The organism is Sporosarcina sp. GTC18466 (assembly GCF_055389225.1).
On record NZ_AP044037.1, the window covers coordinates 3,088,159 to 3,106,588 of the forward strand.

The 18,430-nt window shown below is 52.4% G+C and carries 21 protein-coding genes and 1 riboswitch; of the genes, 17 read left to right on the plus strand and 4 right to left on the minus strand.

All coding sequences use genetic code 11. The annotated features are described in order from the left end of the window. Nucleotide 1: 1 nt before the first annotated feature. From ACZ5FK_RS15465 to ACZ5FK_RS15505, 9 genes are all read left to right on the plus strand, one after another. The gene (locus ACZ5FK_RS15465; RefSeq protein ID WP_464805752.1) at nt 2-1,369 is read left to right on the plus strand and encodes a bifunctional metallophosphatase/5'-nucleotidase; all 1,368 of its coding nucleotides are present in this window, start codon (nt 2-4) and stop codon (nt 1,367-1,369) included. A 50-nt stretch (nt 1,370-1,419) separates the two neighbouring features. After that, nucleotides 1,420-2,202: a sporulation protein YunB gene (gene yunB / locus ACZ5FK_RS15470; protein WP_464805753.1), complete on the plus strand. Its 783-nt coding sequence runs from the start codon at nt 1,420-1,422 to the stop codon at nt 2,200-2,202. A gap of 565 nt (nt 2,203-2,767) precedes the next feature. Next, nucleotides 2,768-2,941: riboswitch (Lysine riboswitch) on the plus strand. A gap of 127 nt (nt 2,942-3,068) precedes the next feature. After that, nucleotides 3,069-4,652 carry a Na+/H+ antiporter NhaC family protein gene (locus ACZ5FK_RS15475; RefSeq protein ID WP_464805754.1) on the plus strand — a complete coding sequence of 528 codons (1,584 nt, stop codon included), beginning with the start codon at nt 3,069-3,071 and terminating at the stop codon, nt 4,650-4,652. A 188-nt stretch (nt 4,653-4,840) separates the two neighbouring features. Next, nucleotides 4,841-6,379, plus strand: a complete 1,539-nt coding sequence (locus ACZ5FK_RS15480) for a sodium-dependent transporter (protein ID WP_464805755.1) — start codon at nt 4,841-4,843, stop codon at nt 6,377-6,379. Nucleotides 6,380-6,391: 12 nt separating this feature from the next. Then, nucleotides 6,392-6,499 carry a methionine/alanine import family NSS transporter small subunit gene (locus ACZ5FK_RS15485; RefSeq protein ID WP_464805756.1) on the plus strand — a complete coding sequence of 36 codons (108 nt, stop codon included), beginning with the start codon at nt 6,392-6,394 and terminating at the stop codon, nt 6,497-6,499. Nucleotides 6,500-6,622: 123 nt separating this feature from the next. Next, a complete protein-coding gene (gene lipA, locus ACZ5FK_RS15490) occupies nt 6,623-7,582 on the plus strand; it encodes a lipoyl synthase (protein WP_464805757.1) in 960 nt (319 codons plus the stop codon). 14 nt (nt 7,583-7,596) lie between these two features. Continuing rightward, on the plus strand, nt 7,597-7,932 hold the full coding sequence (locus ACZ5FK_RS15495) for a YutD family protein (protein ID WP_464805758.1): 336 nt from the start codon (nt 7,597-7,599) through the stop codon (nt 7,930-7,932). Nucleotides 7,933-8,004: 72 nt separating this feature from the next. Beyond that, nucleotides 8,005-8,454, plus strand: a complete 450-nt coding sequence (locus ACZ5FK_RS15500; protein ID WP_464805759.1) for a DUF86 domain-containing protein — start codon at nt 8,005-8,007, stop codon at nt 8,452-8,454. Then, complete coding sequence (locus tag ACZ5FK_RS15505) at nt 8,454-9,215, plus strand: TIGR01457 family HAD-type hydrolase (protein ID WP_464805760.1); 762 nt, start codon at nt 8,454-8,456, stop codon at nt 9,213-9,215. Before ACZ5FK_RS15500 ends, ACZ5FK_RS15505 begins: the two co-directional genes overlap by 1 nt. Before the next feature lie 33 nt (nt 9,216-9,248). On the opposite strand, the gene ACZ5FK_RS15510 is transcribed toward ACZ5FK_RS15505, so the two are convergent. Then, nucleotides 9,249-9,485, minus strand: coding sequence for a YuzB family protein (locus ACZ5FK_RS15510; protein WP_464805761.1), 237 nt, complete (start codon nt 9,483-9,485; stop codon nt 9,249-9,251). Between the two features lie 137 nt (nt 9,486-9,622). Between ACZ5FK_RS15510 and ACZ5FK_RS15515 the strand changes: the two genes are divergently transcribed. Beyond that, the gene (locus ACZ5FK_RS15515) at nt 9,623-10,690 is read left to right on the plus strand and encodes an NAD(P)/FAD-dependent oxidoreductase (protein ID WP_464805762.1); all 1,068 of its coding nucleotides are present in this window, start codon (nt 9,623-9,625) and stop codon (nt 10,688-10,690) included. 617 nt (nt 10,691-11,307) lie between these two features. Here ACZ5FK_RS15515 and ACZ5FK_RS15520 read toward each other — a convergent pair. Beyond that, a complete protein-coding gene (locus tag ACZ5FK_RS15520; RefSeq protein WP_464805763.1) occupies nt 11,308-11,640 on the minus strand; it encodes a YuzD family protein in 333 nt (110 codons plus the stop codon). Nucleotides 11,641-11,720: 80 nt separating this feature from the next. On the opposite strand from ACZ5FK_RS15520, the gene ACZ5FK_RS15525 reads away from it, so the two are divergent. Continuing rightward, nucleotides 11,721-11,957 carry a NifU family protein gene (locus ACZ5FK_RS15525; protein WP_464805764.1) on the plus strand — a complete coding sequence of 79 codons (237 nt, stop codon included), beginning with the start codon at nt 11,721-11,723 and terminating at the stop codon, nt 11,955-11,957. Nucleotides 11,958-12,022: 65 nt separating this feature from the next. On the opposite strand, the gene ACZ5FK_RS15530 is transcribed toward ACZ5FK_RS15525, so the two are convergent. Further along, the gene (locus ACZ5FK_RS15530) at nt 12,023-12,709 is read right to left on the minus strand and encodes a DUF2225 domain-containing protein (RefSeq protein ID WP_464805765.1); all 687 of its coding nucleotides are present in this window, start codon (nt 12,707-12,709) and stop codon (nt 12,023-12,025) included. Between the two features lie 125 nt (nt 12,710-12,834). On the opposite strand from ACZ5FK_RS15530, the gene ACZ5FK_RS15535 reads away from it, so the two are divergent. The 4 genes from ACZ5FK_RS15535 to ACZ5FK_RS15550 all read left to right on the plus strand — a co-directional run bounded on the left by ACZ5FK_RS15535 (nt 12,835) and on the right by ACZ5FK_RS15550 (nt 15,709). Further along, nucleotides 12,835-13,200 carry a HesB/IscA family protein gene (locus ACZ5FK_RS15535; protein WP_464805766.1) on the plus strand — a complete coding sequence of 122 codons (366 nt, stop codon included), beginning with the start codon at nt 12,835-12,837 and terminating at the stop codon, nt 13,198-13,200. 301 nt (nt 13,201-13,501) lie between these two features. After that, a complete protein-coding gene (locus ACZ5FK_RS15540; protein ID WP_464805767.1) occupies nt 13,502-14,719 on the plus strand; it encodes an NAD(P)/FAD-dependent oxidoreductase in 1,218 nt (405 codons plus the stop codon). Between the two features lie 66 nt (nt 14,720-14,785). Further along, entirely contained in the window at nt 14,786-15,280 is a 495-nt protein-coding gene (locus tag ACZ5FK_RS15545) for an NUDIX domain-containing protein (RefSeq protein ID WP_464805768.1), read from the plus strand. 156 nt (nt 15,281-15,436) lie between these two features. After that, nucleotides 15,437-15,709 carry a YuiB family protein gene (locus ACZ5FK_RS15550; RefSeq protein WP_464807453.1) on the plus strand — a complete coding sequence of 91 codons (273 nt, stop codon included), beginning with the start codon at nt 15,437-15,439 and terminating at the stop codon, nt 15,707-15,709. 45 nt (nt 15,710-15,754) lie between these two features. Here ACZ5FK_RS15550 and ACZ5FK_RS15555 read toward each other — a convergent pair whose 3' ends face one another. Continuing rightward, a complete protein-coding gene (locus ACZ5FK_RS15555; protein ID WP_464805769.1) occupies nt 15,755-16,231 on the minus strand; it encodes a divergent PAP2 family protein in 477 nt (158 codons plus the stop codon). 409 nt (nt 16,232-16,640) lie between these two features. On the opposite strand from ACZ5FK_RS15555, the gene ACZ5FK_RS15560 reads away from it, so the two are divergent. Beyond that, nucleotides 16,641-18,086 (plus strand): leucyl aminopeptidase, encoded by a 1,446-nt coding sequence (locus tag ACZ5FK_RS15560; RefSeq protein WP_464807454.1) that lies wholly within the window; start codon nt 16,641-16,643, stop codon nt 18,084-18,086. 67 nt (nt 18,087-18,153) lie between these two features. Beyond that, nucleotides 18,154-18,402 carry a hypothetical protein gene (locus ACZ5FK_RS15565; protein WP_464805770.1) on the plus strand — a complete coding sequence of 83 codons (249 nt, stop codon included), beginning with the start codon at nt 18,154-18,156 and terminating at the stop codon, nt 18,400-18,402. Nucleotides 18,403-18,430: the final 28 nt, after the last annotated feature.

Sequence of the window (18,430 nt, forward strand, 5' to 3'; positions counted from 1 at the left end):
CATGAAGAAGAGGGAACTCCATATTTATCACACAAATGACATTCATAGCCATTTTGGCAACTGGCCGCAGATCGAACGGTTTTTCATCGAATCAAAAGAAAGGCATCTCGCTGACGGGGATGCCTGTTTTCTATTCGACATCGGCGATCACGTCGACAGGTCCCATCCGTTCACGGAAGGGACGTCCGGCAAAGGGAATGTCGCTTTGCTCAACCGGGCGGGCTATGATGCGGTGACCATCGGCAACAACGAAGGGATAACACTGTCCAAAAACGCGCTTGGCACCTTGTATGCGGGGGCGGCGTTTGACGTCATTGTCGCCAATTTGCGGGAAGTGGACGGCACGCTGCCGAAATGGGCAGACCTGTATAAAATATATGAGGCGCGCAGCGGACTGCGCATCGGCGTCATCGGTGCCACTGCCGTCTATACGGCCTTCTATTCACAGCTCGGCTGGCGCATCGAGGAACCGCTTGGCCTGCTCGTTGAACTGGCGGAGGAACTGCGGGAGCGAACGGATTTTGTCGTGTGCCTATCGCATCTCGGCATGCATGAAGACAGGAAGCTGGCGGGCCTGACGGATGCCATCGATCTGATTTTAGGAGGGCATACCCATCATTTATTTCCGGAAGGGGAATGGGCGAACGGCACGCTGCTCGCGGCGACCGGGAAATTCGGCGATTATGCCGGACATGTGACTGCTGAATTCGATGAAAGCGGAGCACGCACGTCGCTGCAAGCAGCTGTTTTGCCAGCTGCGGAGCTGCCGAGGGAAGAGGGAGACACCGAAACGGCCGCTGAACTGATGCGCCGGGGAAAAGAGGCGCTGAAAGATCGTGTCTTCTACAGTACCGAGGCGTTGCCAAACGAATTGTTCGGCAACAGCGGGCTGTCAACGTTTTTCGGAGAAGCGTTGATCGCCTACACCGAGGCGGATTGCGCTCTATTCAATGCGGGTATCTTCCTCGGCGGGCTGCAGGAAGGATGGGTGACGAAAGGCGATCTGCATTCCATTCTGCCGCATCCGATCAACCCGTGCGTCGTTACATTGACAGGCGCGCAGCTGAAAGAAGTATATGAATTGTCGCTGAATCCCGAATGGCCGCCTTCCGAAATCAAAGGTCTCGGTTTCCGCGGAACGATCATGGGCTCGCTCATCTGGGAGCAGCTGGAGATGGTGGATGGACAGCTTGTCATCCGCGGAGAAGCGGCTGACGATTCAAAGCTGTACCGGCTTGTGACGCTCGACATGTTCACGTTCGGCTTTTTCTTTCCGCAGCTGCAGGAAGCGCCGAAGGAATACATCATGCCCGAGTTGATCCGGGATGTCGCCGCATGGTACGGGAAAGCTCGGCTGGCGGGGAATTGATGGTATAAAACGGCCTTTCTTCTGCATATTTTGTAGCAGGAGGAGTCGTATTGAAATTCTACGGTCAAGCCCCGCGCAAGTCAAAACAGCGGAACAGGAAGAAAAGGCGATGGATCCCCCCGCTTCTTCTGCCTGCGTTCCTGCTATCCATTGCGTTGTTTTTATATTACATCAATTCTCAGCTGACCCCCATTTACATACGATACGCGGAAATGGAGACGGAACGGATTGCCGCATATGTCATCACCCAAGCGATCAAATCGCGGAGTACGGAAGTGTACAACGCCAATGATGTCATCAAAAATGTTCCAAACGAAACAGGCGTCATGGTGACGACCCAATTCGATACGGAAATCATTAACCGGACAATGGCTGAAATCCACAGCCTGGTCGAGACGCATCTGGAATTGGCGGAGGGCGGCAATCTCGACTTGCTGCCCATGGGTGAAAACGTCGAATATGACCCGAAAGCGATGGAAAGCCACGGCGGCGTCGTTTTCTATGTGCCCGTCGGCCAAGCGACCAACATCCCGCTGCTCGGAAACCTCGGGCCGAAAATCCCCATCCGCTTCCACGTCATCGGCAACGTGCACACCGACGTCGAATCGAGCGTGGAAGAATTCGGCATCAACAACGCCATTGTCGAAGTGAACATCATCGTCAAAGTCAACGTGCAGATCATCGTTCCCCTCGCGACTCGAACGAGCACAGTCGAACAGAAGATCCTCGTCGCCTTCGGCATGATCCAAAGCCCGATCCCGCAGATTTACAATCAAGGCGGAGGCAACCCGCCGCAAATCGAAGTCCCCATGCCGCTGAAAGGCGGACAATAGATAGGGAACCGCCGGCCACAAGAGGCTGGCGGTTTTTTGGGGGGGACGTGATTAACATGATGAGGACGTGGAATGGCTGCTTTGATGCAGGGGATATAGGTGCTTGATTTCTGTAAACGATCGTTCCTCTGGCTAAATGGGCGTTCATCGGTCGTAAACGGTCGTTCATCTGGCTAAACAGGCGTTCGCGGGTCGTAAACGGTCGTTCCTCTGGCTAAACGGGCGTTCGTTGGTCGTAAACGGTCGTTCCTCTGGCTAAACGGGCGTTCGCGGGTCGTAAACGGTCGTTCCTCTGGCTAAACGGGCGCACGCCGGTCGTAAACGGTCGTTCCTCTGGCTAAACGGTCGTTCGACAGCCATAAACGGTCGCTCGCCTGGCTAAATGGGCGTGCGCGGGTCGTAAACGGTCGCTCATCAGCCATAAACAGCCTCTGCCTATCTGCCTATAAACAGCCGTCCTCCCAACCAACTCCCCCCAGCCAAGTTGCAAGAACTTTCCGCGTTTACTGCAACCCCTTGATTTCTCCGTAAAAGCTTGATAATCTTATACACAACAGAGGAACATCGATTAGGTAGAGGCTGCGATGCTTATGAGTCGCATGCGCGAGGGTGACGCCGTTGACCGCATGTAAAAGGAAGCATTGCCGAAGCTGAATGGGTTGTCAGGCCCTTCAAGCTGGGGTCATTCCGAACAGGGATGGCACTGTCATGCATTTGCGCATGATGAGCTACACATCGTACGTTAGATAACGAACGTTTTATCCAACAGACGAACAGTAGACAGCCGATACCAGGTCGCATAGTGCGACGGGGTATCGGCTTTTCATTTTCTTCTACAGATCCTCGGATGAATAGGAGGAGTTAGTATGATTGGAACATGGGTATCGATTGTACCGCCGCTCATCGCGATTTTGATGGTACTGGTGACGAAAAGGGTTTTGCTGTCGCTCGGCAGCGGGATTGTGGCGGCTGCTTTGCTCGTCGCGTCATTTTCACCAGGGGAGACGCTCCGGCAGCTATGGTCGGGGATGATCGTGTCCTTCTGGTCGGATGGCGAATGGAATACGTATAATATTTTCATCATGCTCTTCATTCTGATGCTCGGCGTCATCACGGCGCTTGTCAGCCTGTCCGGCGGCAGCCGGGCGTTCGCGGAGTGGGCGGTGAAGCGCATCCGCACAAAACGGGGCGCGAAATTGCTGACGTTCATCGTCGGCATCCTGATTTTCGTCGATGATTATTTCAATGCGCTTGCGGTCGGCCAGATTGCGCGTCCGATCACGGACCGCCATCAAATCTCCCGGGCGAAACTTGCGTATTTCATCGACTCGACATCCGCTCCGGTCTGCGTCATCTCGCCGATCTCGAGCTGGGGCGCATTCCTGATCGGCCAGCTGGCCCTGATCCTCGGTTCGACGGCCGCGCTGAATTATTCGCCGCTGTCTGCATTTATGCTCATGGTGCCGATGAACTTCTATGCGATTGTCACGCTTGCCATGGTCATTTTCTTCGCCTGGACGAACATCGATTTCTTCACAATGAAGAAACACGAAGAACGCGCGGAGCAGACGGGTGAATTGTACGATGCATCAAAAGACATTCCCGGCCAGCTCAAAGATGAGTTCCCGGTCCATCCGTTCGGGAAAGTGCGCGACCTGATTGCGCCGATCATCACGCTCGTCGCGGTGACGTTCGGGATGATGATCTATACAGGGTATACGATCGGCGGATCGGCGAGCATCTGGTCGATCTTCGAGAATACGGATGTGCCAAAATCGCTGGTGACCGGCGGAATTGCGGGTATCCTGATCGCTGTCATCCTCTATGGCACGCAGATGAAGAAGAATGAGACGGCATCAGCCGGCCTCGTCGGAAAAGCGTTCATCAGCGGGTTGAAGGCGATGATGCCTGCGGTTTTGATTTTGATTTTCGCGTGGTCGCTCACGCATTTGATCGACATTCTGGAGACGGGCCAATTCCTTTCCAGGGTGGTCAGCGAATCGAACATCCCGGTCACGTTCATACCGGTCCTCATGTTCGTCCTTGCCGGCCTGATGGCATTTGCGACAGGCACTTCCTGGGGGTCGTTCGGCATCCTCTTGCCGATCGCAGGCACGATCATGCTGAATGCGGAACCTGAATTGTTATTGCCGGCGCTGTCTGCGGTGCTTGCAGGAGCAGTATTCGGAGATCATTGTTCCCCGATATCCGACACGACAATCCTCTCTTCGACAGGGGCAGGCTGCAATCATATGGACCACGTTTCGACACAGCTGCCGTATGCATTGATTGCGGCAAGCATAGCGGCTGCCGGTTATTTGATCCTTGGCCTGACAGGCACTGTCTGGTTCGGGCTTGCCGGGATTGTATTCATCGTCGCTATGCTGTTCACCTTCTGGGCTGCCAGAAGCAGGAAAACGGGCTCAGCGGAGGCAGTCCGGCAAAGTTGATAGAATGGACGAAAGGATGGCAAATCTGCCATCCTTTTTCTTTTAAAAAACTTTATTGTCGAATTAAATATTGTTTTGACAATAATTTAAACGATGTATATACTAGACACTAAGATTATATAGTAATCTGAAAACATATAACTTTTGCTCCCTTTTAAAAGGGAGGGAAGGGAAAGGGGGAAAACTATATGGAACAGCGTTCACAATGGGGGACGAGAGCCGGTTTTATCATGGCAGCGGTCGGTTCGGCAGTCGGGCTCGGCAACATCTGGCGTTTTCCGTACGTAGCGTATGAAAACGGCGGAGGGGCATTTTTTATACCATACTTATTCGCATTGCTGACAGCCGGAATCCCGATCCTGATCATGGAATTCACAATCGGCCACAAGTATCGCGGTTCTGCACCGCTCTCTTTCTTCCGCATGAGCGGCAAGAAGGCGGAGTGGATCGGCTGGTGGGGGATTTTCGTCTCCTTCGTCATCTCGACGTACTATGCGGTCATCATCGCATGGGCGATGAAGTACACAATCTATTCATTCACCAAGGCGTGGGGGGACGATACGACAGGGTTCCTCTATAATAAGGTCTTGCACCTGGCAGAAAATCCTGGAGATATCGGAGGGCTTGTGCCGGGCGTCCTGATTCCGCTCGTTCTCGTATGGGCCATCGCGCTCATCATCTTGTTCTCCGGCGTCAAGCGAGGCATCGAGCTGGCGAACCGGATTTTCATCCCGACACTGATTGTCGTGTTCTTGCTCGTCGTCGTGCGTGCTCTCACGCTGGACGGGGCGGCGCTTGGACTTGAGGCGTTTTTCAAGCCTGATCTGAGCCAGCTCGCAAACTCGAAAGTGTGGGTGGCAGCTTATGGCCATATCTTCTTCAGTCTATCGATCGCCTTTGCGATCATGATTACGTATTCGAGTTACTTGCCGAAGAAGTCGGACATCACTAATAACGCGTTCATCACCGGGTTCGCGAACTCAGGTTTTGAACTTCTCGCAGGGATCGGGATCTTCGCGGCGCTCGGATTCATGGCGACGCAGGCCAATGTGCCTGTCAGTGAAGTCGCTACGGCAGGCGTAGGGCTTGCGTTTGCGGTCTTCCCGCAGATCATCAACCAGATTCCGGCCCTCGGCGGGATCTTCGGGGCCTTGTTCTTCCTGTCACTAGTGCTGGCAGGCTTGACGTCGCTCGTCTCGATCTGTGAGACGTACGTGGCAGGCCTTTCGGAGAAGTTCAATATCTCCCGCCGCAAAGCGGTAGCATTGGGAGGCGGTCTCGCAGCGCTCATCTCTTTGCTGTTCGCAACAAACGGAGGACTTTATTTCCTCGACGTAGCAGATTATTTCATCAACCAGTTCGGCGTGGCGGCAATCGGCCTCGTGGAAGTCATCCTGATCGGATGGGTGTTCCGCAAGCTCGATGTCTTCAAAGTCCATGCCAATGAAATTTCGGATATCAGTGTGGGCTGGCTATGGAAGATCTGCCTGCTCTTCATCACACCGATTGTGCTTGGGTATATGATGATCGACCTTCTGCGGGTCAACCTGATGAAATTGCACGAGACCGGCGAAGGCGGCACAGGCAACTACGAAGGATATTCAGATGCCTTCATCATGGCAGGCGGCTGGTCGGTTGCGCTGTTCGCGATCGTCATGGCAATCATCTTCACATTCTTCAAATGGAACCGGAAAGCGCTCGATGCAACGGACTATGATAATCGATAAGGGGGATCTACGATGAGCGGAGATGCGATCTTTATGATGATCCTCGGAATCCTCATCATCTGGGGAGGACTCGGAGCGAGTATTTTCTACGCAGTCAAGAAATCCAGGCAACGCGCCTGATCAAGCAGGGCGGGGGATCAATCCCCCGCCTTTTTGCTTTTCAGAAGGCGGAAAACAAGGGGGCGGCAGGTTGTTGGAATACTAAATTTATGTTATATTGACAAGTATACGATAGAGAAAAGAATGGAGTCGGTAACCTTGTCTTGCAGACCAGAAACAGGAAAGCGGAACGAACATGTCCGCAAGCCGGATTGGCTGAAAATCAAATTGAACACGAATGACAACTATACGGATCTGAAAAAACTCATGCGGGAGAAGAATCTGCATACGGTATGCGAAGAAGCCCGCTGCCCGAATATCCATGAATGCTGGGGCGAACGCCGCACTGCGACATTCATGATCCTCGGCGCGGTCTGTACGCGTGCGTGCCGCTTCTGCGCGGTGAAGACGGGTCTTCCGAATGAGCTGGATCTCGCGGAACCGGAACGCGTTGCGGATTCCGTGGAACTGATGAACCTTAAGCATGTCGTCGTGACAGCAGTCGCACGGGATGATCTGAAAGATGGCGGCTCTGAAGTGTTCGCGGAAACGATCCGCGCGATCCGCCGGAAAAATCCGTTCACGACAGTGGAAGTCCTGCCGTCCGATATGGGAGGCAGCGAAGAGAACCTGCAGCGCTTGATGGACGCGAAGCCGGATATCCTCAACCATAATATCGAAACGGTCCGCCGCTTGACGCCAAGGGTCCGTGCACGGGCGACATACGACCGTTCACTTGAATTGCTGGCGCGCGCGAAAAAGATGTATCCTGAGATCCCGACGAAGTCATCCCTCATGCTTGGCCTAGGGGAGACGTTCGAGGAAATCGTGGAGACGATGGATGATCTTCGTGCACACAATGTCGACATCATGACGATCGGCCAGTATTTGCAGCCGACGAAGAAACATTTGAAGGTGCAGAAGTATTACACGCCGCAGGAATTTGGAGAGCTTCGCAAAATCGCGATGTCCAAAGGGTTCTCGCACTGTGAGGCGGGCCCTCTTGTCCGCTCGAGCTACCATGCCGATGAGCAGGTGAATGCGGCAGCGAAGGAGAAACAGCGGATCGGTGATGAAATGCTGACAGCCACGGTCACAAGCTGAATGGCGGTGAAATGATGATAATCATTGATCAATATACGTATGAACTGGTGACGGACCATCGCAGCGGATATAACGAAACGGTGCTGAAAGCCCGTTTCAGTGATGTCCTTACGAAATATGACTATATTTTGGGCGACTGGGGCTATGGCCAGCTCCGTCTGAAAGGGTTTTTCGACGATAAGAATCCGAAAGCGACCTATGAGACGAAAATCAGTACACTTCAAGACTATCTGTATGAGTACTGCAATTTTGGCTGTGCCTACTTCGTCTTGAAAAAGACGGGCAAGATCAAAAAGCAGGAAATGGAAACGGAAACAGAAACGGAAGACACGAAGCAGGCGCATGTGTAACCATCACATGCGTCTTTGCTTTGGGCTTGTGGTATGATGGAGTGGACATTGAGGACGATGGAGGAACAGTATATGTACTTTATTGACAGGACGAAAATACATGAAACGCTTCACTATATGGAGAAATTGATGGACCTGTTCGAGGGCCAGAAGGAGTGGGAGCAGGACGAAATCCATGCCCTCGCACTCGAGCGGCTTTCGCAAGGGATCGTGGAATCGATAATTGACGTCGGCAACTCGATGATCGACGGTTTCATCATGCGGGATCCGGGAAGTTACGAGGATATCGTCGACATTTTGGAGGACGAGAAAGTGATCACACCTGAAATGGCAACACCGCTGCGAACGGTTGTCGGCTTGCGCAAGATGATTGTGCGGGATTTCGTAAAGGTGGATCGCAGTGAAGCGGTAAAAGTCCTGAGAGGGGCGGAGAGTGCCCTGAAAGCATTCCCTGGCCAGGTCCGTGCTTACTTGGAGAATGAACTCGGCCCCGTTTCCGCATTCCTTCCGGAGAATGAATAATGGATCAGTACAAAACGGTCTGTTTTGACCTGGATGGCACGGTCTACCGGGGCGATGAGCCGATCCCGCAAGCTGTCGAGCTCATTGGGCGGCTTCAAGGCAAAGGGATCTCCCCTTATTTCATCACGAACAATTCTTCGATGACGACGGAGCGTCTCCTTGAGAAACTCAGTCTGCTTGGCATCGAGTCCGACGCTAAACATGTGATGACTTCGGCTGTGGCGGCGGCTGCCTACTGCAAAGAGCATTTCGGGGAATCGGATATCATGATGATCGGCGAAGAGGGGCTGCGCGAGGCGTTATGGTCGGCAGGGCACCGGATCGTCGACCAGGACCCCGATATCGTAGTTGTCGGCATCGACCGCAGCATCACGTATGACAAGCTCGCCCGGGCATGCCTCGCCATCCGAGCGGGCGCGAAATTCATTGCGACGAATTTGGACAAGGCATTCCCCGCAGAGAGAGGCCTCGTGCCAGGCAATGGATCCTTTGTGCAGCTGCTCGAAGCAGCGTCCGGCAAAAGCGCCGTGTCAGTCGGCAAACCGGAGCCGCATATGCTGCACTTCATCCAGGAACGTGCGTGCGCGAAGAAAGACGAAATGATCCTGGTCGGAGACAATTACGACACGGACATCATGGCGGGCATCCGTTTCGGCATCCATACCGCCTATGTCGAAGGCGGCGTCACGCCGGCCGAGCTCATCCGGGAAGCAGAGGAGAAGCCGACGTATCAGTTTGCCGATCTTTCATTATGGGAATAAAAAAGCTAACCTCAATTAGGTTAGCTTTTCTCGTTAAAATAATGGATTCTCTTCGATGTATTGGTAAATGCGCTTTGTGAGCTCTTCAGGCGTGTCCGCTTCGACAACCTCACCGTTGACGAGAGCGTACAGCGTATCGGCACACAAGGTGCAATAGCTAAGGCAGCCATACTCAAGCACATCGATATTCGGGTCCTTCTCGAGGACTTCCAATGTTTCCTGTGAACCGCTTGCAAGATTGCTCATGCAAAATTCAACGATCGGATTCACGGCGTTCACCTCACCTACGATGCATCCTACTCTTTTTTCAGGGAGACGTCAATTTTCAAGTCTTATTGTGAAAGTCATCACAAACTGTTATAATAGGATGGAAAAATAACGGGAACCGAAAAGTGAAGGAGATTTGTATGAAAAAATTAGTCTTACTGGGAGCGGGCTACGGCAACATGCGCATCTTGCTGCGCCTGCTCAACAAGGAACTTCCGGATGACATGGAAATCATATTGATTGACCGGACACCATTCCATAGTCTGAAAACCGAATTTTATGCACTGGCTGCGGGCACCGTACCGGATTCCGAAGTCCGTGTCGCCCTGCCGGAACATGAACGGCTTCGCATCATCGAAGGCGAAATCGAACAGATCGAAATGGACGAGAAGCTAGTCTTCTTAAAAGATGGGCAGGAGATCGAATACGATGAGCTCGTCGTCGGTCTTGGCTGCGAAGACAACTACCACAACGTCCCGGGAGCTGCGGAGAACACGTACAGCATCCAGACGATCGGCAAGTCCCGGGTCACGTACAAGAAACTGCTCGGCCTGGGCGGCGGTGCGACTGTCGGCATCGTCGGCGCAGGGCTCAGCGGCATCGAACTTGCGAGTGAGCTGCGGGAAAGCCGGCCGGACCTTAAGATCAAGCTTTTCGACCGGGGTTCGCGTATCCTGAAGGATTTCCCGGAACGACTCAGCAACTACGTGAAAAGCTGGTTTGAAAAGCATGACGTCGAAGTCATCGCCAATTCAAACATCACGAAAGTCGAGAACCATGCCCTTTACAATCATGAGGACAAAATCGATGTGGACGCGGTCGTCTGGACAGCGGGCATCCGCCCTGTCGCCGTCGTCGAGAAGATGGACGCCGAGCAGGACCGCTCCGGCCGCATTGTCCTGAACCAGTACCACCAGATTCCGACCCACCCAAGCGTCTATGTTGTCGGTGACAACGCATCCCTACCGCACGCGCCAAGCGCCCAGCTCGCCGAAGAACAGGCAGAGCAGATCGTCAAAGTGCTGCGCATAGGATGGGCGGGAGAAGAGCTGCCGAAGGAAATGCCGGAGATCAAACTCAAAGGCTTCATGGGCTCCCTCGGCAAAAAGCAAGGCTTCGCCTACCTCGCAGACCGCACCGTCACCGGCCGCATCGCCCGCCTTTTGAAATCCGGCGTGCTGTGGATGTATAAGTGGCATAACGGTTGATTTTGATGAAAAGTCAAAAGCCATTTCCCTATATGACGGGAAATGGCTTTTTGCGCGGGGCAGGCTTCGTGAATGCGGATTACGCCCGGCCGCATTGCTTCTATTTTGGCGGGTATTGCTTCTAATGGCGGGCTTGTTGCTTACATATGGACGAGCATTGCTCACTTTGGCGGCCGCATTGCTTATATTCTAGCACCGTTGCTTCGTTCGGCCGCTTCATTGCTAACTTCAGCCGGCGCCGCTGTCATTGCTTACTTTCCGGCATGCCTTGCTTAGAAACCCGGTCGCCTTGCTTACATATGGACGAGCATTGCTCACTTCGGCGGCCGCCTTGCTTATATTCTAGCACCGTTGCTTCGATCGGCCGCTTCATTGCCTACTTCAGTCGGTGCCGCTATTAATCATCCGCTGCCATTGCTTACTTTCTGGCATGCCTTGCTTACAAACACCACCGTCTTGCTTACATATGGACGAGCATTGCTCACTCTAGCGGCCGCATTGCTTCCTACGAGGCATGCCTTGCTTCAAAATACATCCACATTGCTTACTTCGACCTGTCCATCGCTCACTGCAAGTCAGGGTAAGCTGTGTTTTCAGTTAGCTCATCCCTTTATCAATCAATCCTGCGGCGTGAATCCGTGTTTTTCGAGCTCCGCGAAGACGGGCTTCAGCTGGACGTATCCTTCTGCGACCATCTGGCCCTGGATGCGGACGAGCGGATAGAAGTATTCATCGTTCCGCACTTGCTCCGCGACTGCCTGACGTTCGCCTTCGAGATGGTCCGAATCTATGTCGATATAGTCGATTTCATATGAGAAGCCAGGATATTTCCGGTCGATTGCCGCCTGCAGCCACTCATATGTGTCTTTGGAAGAAGGTGCGTTGACGCAGCTTGCGCAGATCACATCCGCCCCATACACCTCGATTTTCACTTGTTCCTGTTCAGCCAAAACATTCCCTCCGATTCTTCATTGGATTTTTTATTGAATCCAGTTTATAATAAGTATAATGAAAGGGGAGGACTATTACAATGACTGAAGCAACAATGATGGATTCTGTACAGGAAGTCTTAAATAAATTGCGTCCATTCCTATTGCGGGATGGAGGCGACTGTGAACTTGTCGATGTGGAAGATGGCATCGTGAAGCTTCGCCTGCTTGGCGCATGCGGTACGTGCCCAAGTTCGACAATCACCCTCAAAGCCGGAATCGAACGGGCCTTGCTTGAAGAAGTGCCTGGCGTCGTTGAGGTAGAACAAGTATTTTGATGAAAGTCCGCGCACGGCAGGCGGCTGAATGAGAAAAAGCGGCCTCGCAAGAGTGGCCGCTTTTCTTATGCATGGGCTTTGAGGTCCCGTATTTCCTGCCAGCGTTCTTTCGCCAGCTGGACGGTTTTCTGATCGGTTGTCTTCCGCTGGCTTTCAAGGACGCCGGAGAAGTTGCGGACCGCGGCCTCTTCGTCTCCGATCTGCCACGACAGCTCGGCGATCATGTACATGACGCGGACTTCGGACATCTGCGTCCCGACATAGTCACCTTGCATATATGCTTCCGTATAGAGGTCGCGGGCGATCGCCTTGAATCGCCGTTCAGACGCTGCATCCCCCTTGTCTTGGTAGAGCCAGGCGATGCGGAGCGTAATGCCGGCCATTGTCAAGGCTTTCTCCTTCTTAATGCTGGCGCTCAGATACGCAAGCTTATACGACTCGATCGCCTCGTCGAGCGTCCTCTCGTCTCCGAACGAACGGCCGCTCCAGAGCGATGTGATCGTATGGGTAATTTCGTCCTTCACTCCAGGACCGAAGTAGGGGGTAAAATCGTCTGTGAATGAAAATCCGCAATGCGGGCAGACGGTCACGTTATAATAGTATGGATGTATAGTCTCATCGCCATAAACGGGCTTGAAGTCGGTTTCATGCTTGATTGTGCGGACAAATCGGGAACGCACTTTGGTTGTAGTAAATTTCTCCTTACAGTGCAGGCACTCCATTTTCTTTACGTAAGTCGGATTAACCTCCATCTCGCACCACCCTTTCGTACTAATAGTACTAGTATACCCTAAAACTTTTGAACCGTAATCAACAATGTTTGCAACTATGCCAAAATCATTGATATGATATTTGTAAAACAGGAAGGTGAATCGAAATGACACAATATGTTGATGTAACTGAATCGGCCGCATTCCAGGTGAAGAAGATGATGGAACATAATGGGGAAGAAGGCTCTTTCCTCCGGGTTTCGGTCAACGGAGGCGGCTGCAGCGGCCTGACGTACGGTCTTGGCTTCGCTGAGGAACAGGGAGCGGATGATCATACATTCACTCAGCACGGCATCAATGTGCTAGTGTCAAAAGAAGACGCACCGATTCTGGAGGGGACTAAGATCGATTACAAAGAATCCCTCATGGGCGGCGGCTTCACCATTGAAAATCCGAATGCGATCGCTTCATGCGGATGCGGCACTTCATTCCGCACGGCGAAGAAGACAGGCAACCCGCAGGCCTGCGACTGATAAATAGAAGACAGGGGAGCAAGTGCTGAAGACGGCTTGCCCCTCTTTTTTTCTGCTGCATAAGCAAGCGTTTTCATCCTAGGAAACTCGCAATCGGCAAGGAAGGAACATGCTTTCTATGATTCAGTATTTTTGAATCTTTGGTATTTCAATTAACCTGTTGAAAAGGGCTATCAAAAGGGCTACTATTAAGTATAGAAGTTTGTCGAAAATGGACAAATGCCAGGACTGTGAAAATCGTCACTTCAGCCGATTTCGAAGGACCCGGCACTAAAATAATCTAAAGGTGGTTTCGATTTTCGTGAAAAGACCGACAATAGTAGTTCTAGGCGCGGGTTACGGCGGGTTATCGACAGTCGTCAACTTGCAAAAATCGATTGGTACGGATGAAGCGGATATCGTCTTGATCAACAAGAACGATTATCACTACGAATCGACATGGCTCCATGAAGCGGCAGCAGGAACGTTGTCTCCGGATCAAGTCCGGTATGATATCAGCAAAGTGATCGACAGCGGCAAAGTGAAATTCGTGAAAGCGGAAGTCACAGGCATCGATGTCAAAGGCAAAGTTGTCACGACAGATGCCGGTACGCAAGGTTATGATTATCTTGTCATCGCCCTCGGTTTCGAAGGGGAGACATTCGGCATCACGGGTCTTGATACATATGCGCTTTCCATTGCGAACGTCAATGCAGCGCGTCAGATCCGCGAGCATATTGAATACCAATTTGCGACATGGTCGCTTGAAGAAGAAAAAGACGACAGCCGCCTGACAATCGTCGTTGGCGGCGCAGGATTCACAGGTATCGAATTCCTAGGGGAACTAGGGAACCGCGTACCTGAACTCTGCAAAGAATTCGACGTGCCGAAAGAAAAGGTCCGCGTCGTCTGCGTAGAGGCGGCTCCAATGGTATTGCCTGGATTCGACCCTGAGCTTGTCGACTATGCGGTCCGTCAGCTGAAGTCGAAAGGCATCGAATTCTCCATCGGCACACCTGTCGTGGAGGCGACTCCTGAAGGCGTCAAGATCAAAAAAGGCGAAGAGGAATTCGAATTCATCAAAGCCGGCACAGTTGTATGGGCAGCAGGTGTCCGCGGCAACCGTTTGATTGAAGAGACAGGCATCGAGAACATGCGCGCACGCGTCAAAGTCGATCCAGATCTTCGCGCGCCAGGCTATCCTGACGTATTCATCGTCGGGGACTGCGCACTCATGATCAACGAAGAGACGAACCGCCCGTATCCGCCGACTGCACAGATTGCGATGCAGCAAGGGGATATGTGCGCAAACAACTTGATCGCCCTTATGAAAGGCGAGCCGACTCACACATTCGTTCCGGATCTTAAGGGAAGCATTGCATCCCTTGGCGACGACGACGCGATCGGTGTCGCATTCGGCAAGAAAATGACAGGCAAGAAAGCATCCTTCATGAAGAAGATGGTTGATAACCGTGCTTTGTTCATGATCGGCGGACTTGGCCTGACATTGAAAAAAGGGAAGTTCAACCTATTGAAATAAGGTACGATTCAAGAGGCACCTGCCATTGCCGGCGGGTGCCTCTTTGCATAGAAGGGGGAATATCGCATGGCAAACAAACGGGGGAACGTATGGCTGGGCGCCTCAGGTTTCGTAGTGAACAGCAAAGGGGAATGGCTCGTCGTCAAGAAGACATACGGCGGCATGAAAGGCATGTGGTCGTTCCCCGCAGGGTTCGTGGAAGGCGGGGAAACGGCGGACGAGGCGGCAATCCGCGAAGTGAAGGAGGAAGCGGGCATCGATTGCAAGCTTAAGGGCATGTTCGGTTTTCGGACCGGCGTCCTGCATGGGGCGACGAGCGATAATATGGCAATTTTCCTGCTGGCGCCTGCGCACGATGACCAGCCGCTTCAGCCCGATCAGCGGGAAATCGCGGAAGCCGCGTGGAAAACACCGTTCGAGCTGCTGGAAGATGACGCAGCGTCTGCCATGCTGAAGGAAATCGCGCAAACGACAATCGGCTCGGGAATTTATCCGATGAAAGAGATGAATCCGGGTGATTGGTTCGGCTACACGTCCTACAAGCTGTTCTTTGAGCAATGAAAGACGCCGCAAGGAAGTGACAAATCAGTGACCCGGCGTCGTACTATTGAAAGGCCGGCTCCATTCAGGTACAATGAGAAATGGAAAACGGAGGTAGCCGAAGTGGAACCAATTTCTATTACACAAGCATTATTATCCGTACTATTGTTCATCGTCATGTTCTTTGGGATCGGATTCTTATTGAATATGCTTCTTCGGATGACATGGCTGATGGCAATCATTTATCCGATTGTTGTCGTTCTCATCATCGATGATGTAAGAGTGTACGAATACTTCACAAAACCGGCGCATGCGTTCAGCATGCTGGGTGAGAAGATCATGGCTTTGCATGCGGTCGATATCGTCATTCTCGCCAGCGGCCTGGTCGGCGCCATCATTGCGGGATTTGTCATGAAACTTCTTCGGAAACAAGGATATCAGATGTTTTAATACAAGCAAAAAAGTTCACCGTTCCTTCTGGTTCGGTGAACTTTTTTACTTCAGCACAGTATAGGCGACGATGGAAATCAGGATGCCGGTAATGGAGCCGGCAAGGACTTCGCTCCGTTTATGGCCCAGCAGTGTCTTCAATTCCTGGATTTTTTGTTGGCCGTCTTTTTGAGGCCATCCTTTCACTTCCGTTATGAACACTTGCCAATCCGCCCGCATCTGGTTGATGATCAGCGCTTGCTGGCCCGCCTGGTAACGGACACCCGAGGCATCGAACATGACGATGACCGCAAAAATGGCGGATACCGCGAATAGCGGTGAACCAAGCCCGGTCTCATAAGCGATGGCTGTCGTCAGAGCGGAGACCGCCGCGGAGTGGGAACTGGGCATGCCGCCCGTCGAAGTCATCAGCTTCCAATCCAGCTTTCTCGTAAATAGGAAGTGGATCGGGATTTTGACGAACTGTGCAAACAGAATGGCGAACAACGCCGCCATGAGCGGGGTGTTCTGCAAAATATCCATTACTCTATGCCCCTCTTCATTGAATATACATTGAACATGCGTAATGATTAATCACTTATTACAGTGTGTGTATCCTGGAATGGAATCCGTCGGCCTTGCGCTTCTGCGCCCGCTTTCCGCGGGGCACGCGAGTTTTTCTAAAGCTGAAATCCGGTGATTGATAAAAAGGTGATTTCATCATTCAATAACCTGCTTGCAGGCTATTGCATACGTCTGTTCATTGAATTTAGTATACCACAAGCTGCTTGCAGAGCACCTGAAAATTTCCATTGTTTCTTCACTATATTTTATGTCGTGCGCATTGTACGTTATAATGAAAGGGCAGTAAACGTCAGGAGGAGTTAACGTGGAAAAAGTATTGTTTGAAACTGAATTGAACAAAGTGGATGCGGATGTCCTTGTTGTGGGCATGCCGGAACATCCAGAAAATGTGGAAGGATGGGACAGCTTCACCGAATCATTCCATTCAGAGACGATGGAATGGGTGAAATCCGGGGATATCGATACCGGATTCAAAAAGATTGTCAAAATGCCGGCATTATCCGGAAGCGGTTACAAACGTGTCCTGTTTGCAGGTCTCGGAAATCCGAAAGAATTGACGGAAGACCGTCTTCGCCACGTATTCGCGGCTGTCGGCAAGGAACTCCGCAATTCCAAATACACGTCGGTCGCCATCTGGTCAGCGCCGTTTACAAATGATGAACTCGGTTGTGAAGATGTCGTCTATGCCGCTGCGGAAGGCATCGGTCTTGGCACGTATAAGTTTGACGGCTACCGGACCGACTCGAACGAAAAGGATTTTGCGATTGAGGCCCTCACGTTCATCACGAAGGCGGACCAGGACGAAGTGAAAGCGGCGTTCGAAGTAGGCCAGGCGTATGCGCATGCGGTCAATGAAGCGCGGAATCTCGTCAATACACCCCCGAATATCCTTACTGCAACAAAACTCGCAGACTATGCGAAAGAGCTTGCGGAAGAATACGACTTCGAACTCGAAGTGCTTGGTAAGAAAGAGATGGAAGAGCTCGGCATGGGCGCGATCCTCGCAGTCAACAAGGGATCTGTCGAAGAGCCGAAAATGATCGTCCTGAAATACGCGGCGACGGAAGACTGGAAAGACGTAGTAGGTCTCGTCGGAAAAGGGGTTACATACGACACGGGCGGCTATTCACTTAAGCCGCGCGAAGGAATGGTCGGCATGAAGGGCGATATGGGCGGCGCTGCGGCTGTCCTCGGCGCGATGAAGATCATCGGTGAGCTGCGTCCGAAGAAGAACGTCATCGCTGTCATCGGATCGACCGACAATATGGTATCCGGAGATGCGTTCAAGCCGGACGACGTCATCACGTCGTTAAGCGGAAAGACGATCGAAGTCTTGAATACGGATGCGGAAGGCCGTCTTGTGCTGGCGGATGCGGTCACGTACGCCAAGCAGTCCGGTGCAAATTATATCGTCGATGTCGCGACGCTGACAGGCGGCGTCATCGTAGCGCTCGGAAATGACAAAACAGGCGCGCTTACAAACAATGAGGAATTCTTCGAGACCTTCATGGAAGCGTCCCTTGAGACAGGCGAATTCGTCTGGAGGCTGCCGCTCACGGAAAACGATAAAAAACGGATCCGTAAAAGCGAAGTGGCCGACTTGAACAACTCTCCCGGCCGTGATGGCCATATGATCTTCGGCGGCGGCTTTGTCGGCGAATTCGTAGGAGACACTCCGTGGATCCATCTCGATATCGCTGGTACATCCGACGCCGCTGCGCCGCATGACCTTGGGCCGAAAGGGGCGACAGGCGTCATGGTGCGCACGCTCGCGACCTTGGTTGAGAGGATGTCGGAAACGGATACCGAATAAGAGATAGGCGTTCATCCCTCTGCACATTCGCCCTGCTGCATAGGATAAGTGGGAAAGGGGGATGGCGATGTCACGAAATAGGTATGGGTACGGCGGGGGATACAACCGGGGCGGATTCGGCTTCGGCTATGGATTTGGAGGGCCTTTCCTTGGAGGTCTCGTAGGAAGCTTTCTCGGCAATACAGTCTTCCCGGGTGGATATGGCTATGGAGGCGGATACCGCGGCGGATATGGCGGCTATCCAGGCCCAGGCTACTATCCATACTATGGGTACCCGCCATACTATGGCTACCCGCCTTATTATCCATATTACTAATGAAAAACGCGCAAGGCTCCATAACAAG

Coding starts and splice junctions, on each gene's coding strand:
- ACZ5FK_RS15465 (WP_464805752.1), top strand. CDS start 2: ATGAAGAAGAGGGAACTCCATATTTATCACACAAATGACATTCATAGC.
- ACZ5FK_RS15475 (WP_464805754.1), top strand. CDS start 3,069: ATGATTGGAACATGGGTATCGATTGTACCGCCGCTCATCGCGATTTTG.
- ACZ5FK_RS15480 (WP_464805755.1), top strand. CDS start 4,841: ATGGAACAGCGTTCACAATGGGGGACGAGAGCCGGTTTTATCATGGCA.
- ACZ5FK_RS15485 (WP_464805756.1), top strand. CDS start 6,392: ATGAGCGGAGATGCGATCTTTATGATGATCCTCGGAATCCTCATCATC.
- lipA (WP_464805757.1), top strand. CDS start 6,623: ATGGAGTCGGTAACCTTGTCTTGCAGACCAGAAACAGGAAAGCGGAAC.
- ACZ5FK_RS15495 (WP_464805758.1), top strand. CDS start 7,597: ATGATAATCATTGATCAATATACGTATGAACTGGTGACGGACCATCGC.
- ACZ5FK_RS15500 (WP_464805759.1), top strand. CDS start 8,005: ATGTACTTTATTGACAGGACGAAAATACATGAAACGCTTCACTATATG.
- ACZ5FK_RS15505 (WP_464805760.1), top strand. CDS start 8,454: ATGGATCAGTACAAAACGGTCTGTTTTGACCTGGATGGCACGGTCTAC.
- ACZ5FK_RS15515 (WP_464805762.1), top strand. CDS start 9,623: ATGAAAAAATTAGTCTTACTGGGAGCGGGCTACGGCAACATGCGCATC.
- ACZ5FK_RS15525 (WP_464805764.1), top strand. CDS start 11,721: ATGACTGAAGCAACAATGATGGATTCTGTACAGGAAGTCTTAAATAAA.
- ACZ5FK_RS15530 (WP_464805765.1), bottom strand. CDS start 12,709: ATGGAGGTTAATCCGACTTACGTAAAGAAAATGGAGTGCCTGCACTGT.
- ACZ5FK_RS15535 (WP_464805766.1), top strand. CDS start 12,835: ATGACACAATATGTTGATGTAACTGAATCGGCCGCATTCCAGGTGAAG.
- ACZ5FK_RS15545 (WP_464805768.1), top strand. CDS start 14,786: ATGGCAAACAAACGGGGGAACGTATGGCTGGGCGCCTCAGGTTTCGTA.
- ACZ5FK_RS15550 (WP_464807453.1), top strand. CDS start 15,437: ATGTTCTTTGGGATCGGATTCTTATTGAATATGCTTCTTCGGATGACA.
- ACZ5FK_RS15555 (WP_464805769.1), bottom strand. CDS start 16,231: ATGGATATTTTGCAGAACACCCCGCTCATGGCGGCGTTGTTCGCCATT.
- ACZ5FK_RS15560 (WP_464807454.1), top strand. CDS start 16,641: ATGCCGGAACATCCAGAAAATGTGGAAGGATGGGACAGCTTCACCGAA.
- ACZ5FK_RS15565 (WP_464805770.1), top strand. CDS start 18,154: ATGTCACGAAATAGGTATGGGTACGGCGGGGGATACAACCGGGGCGGA.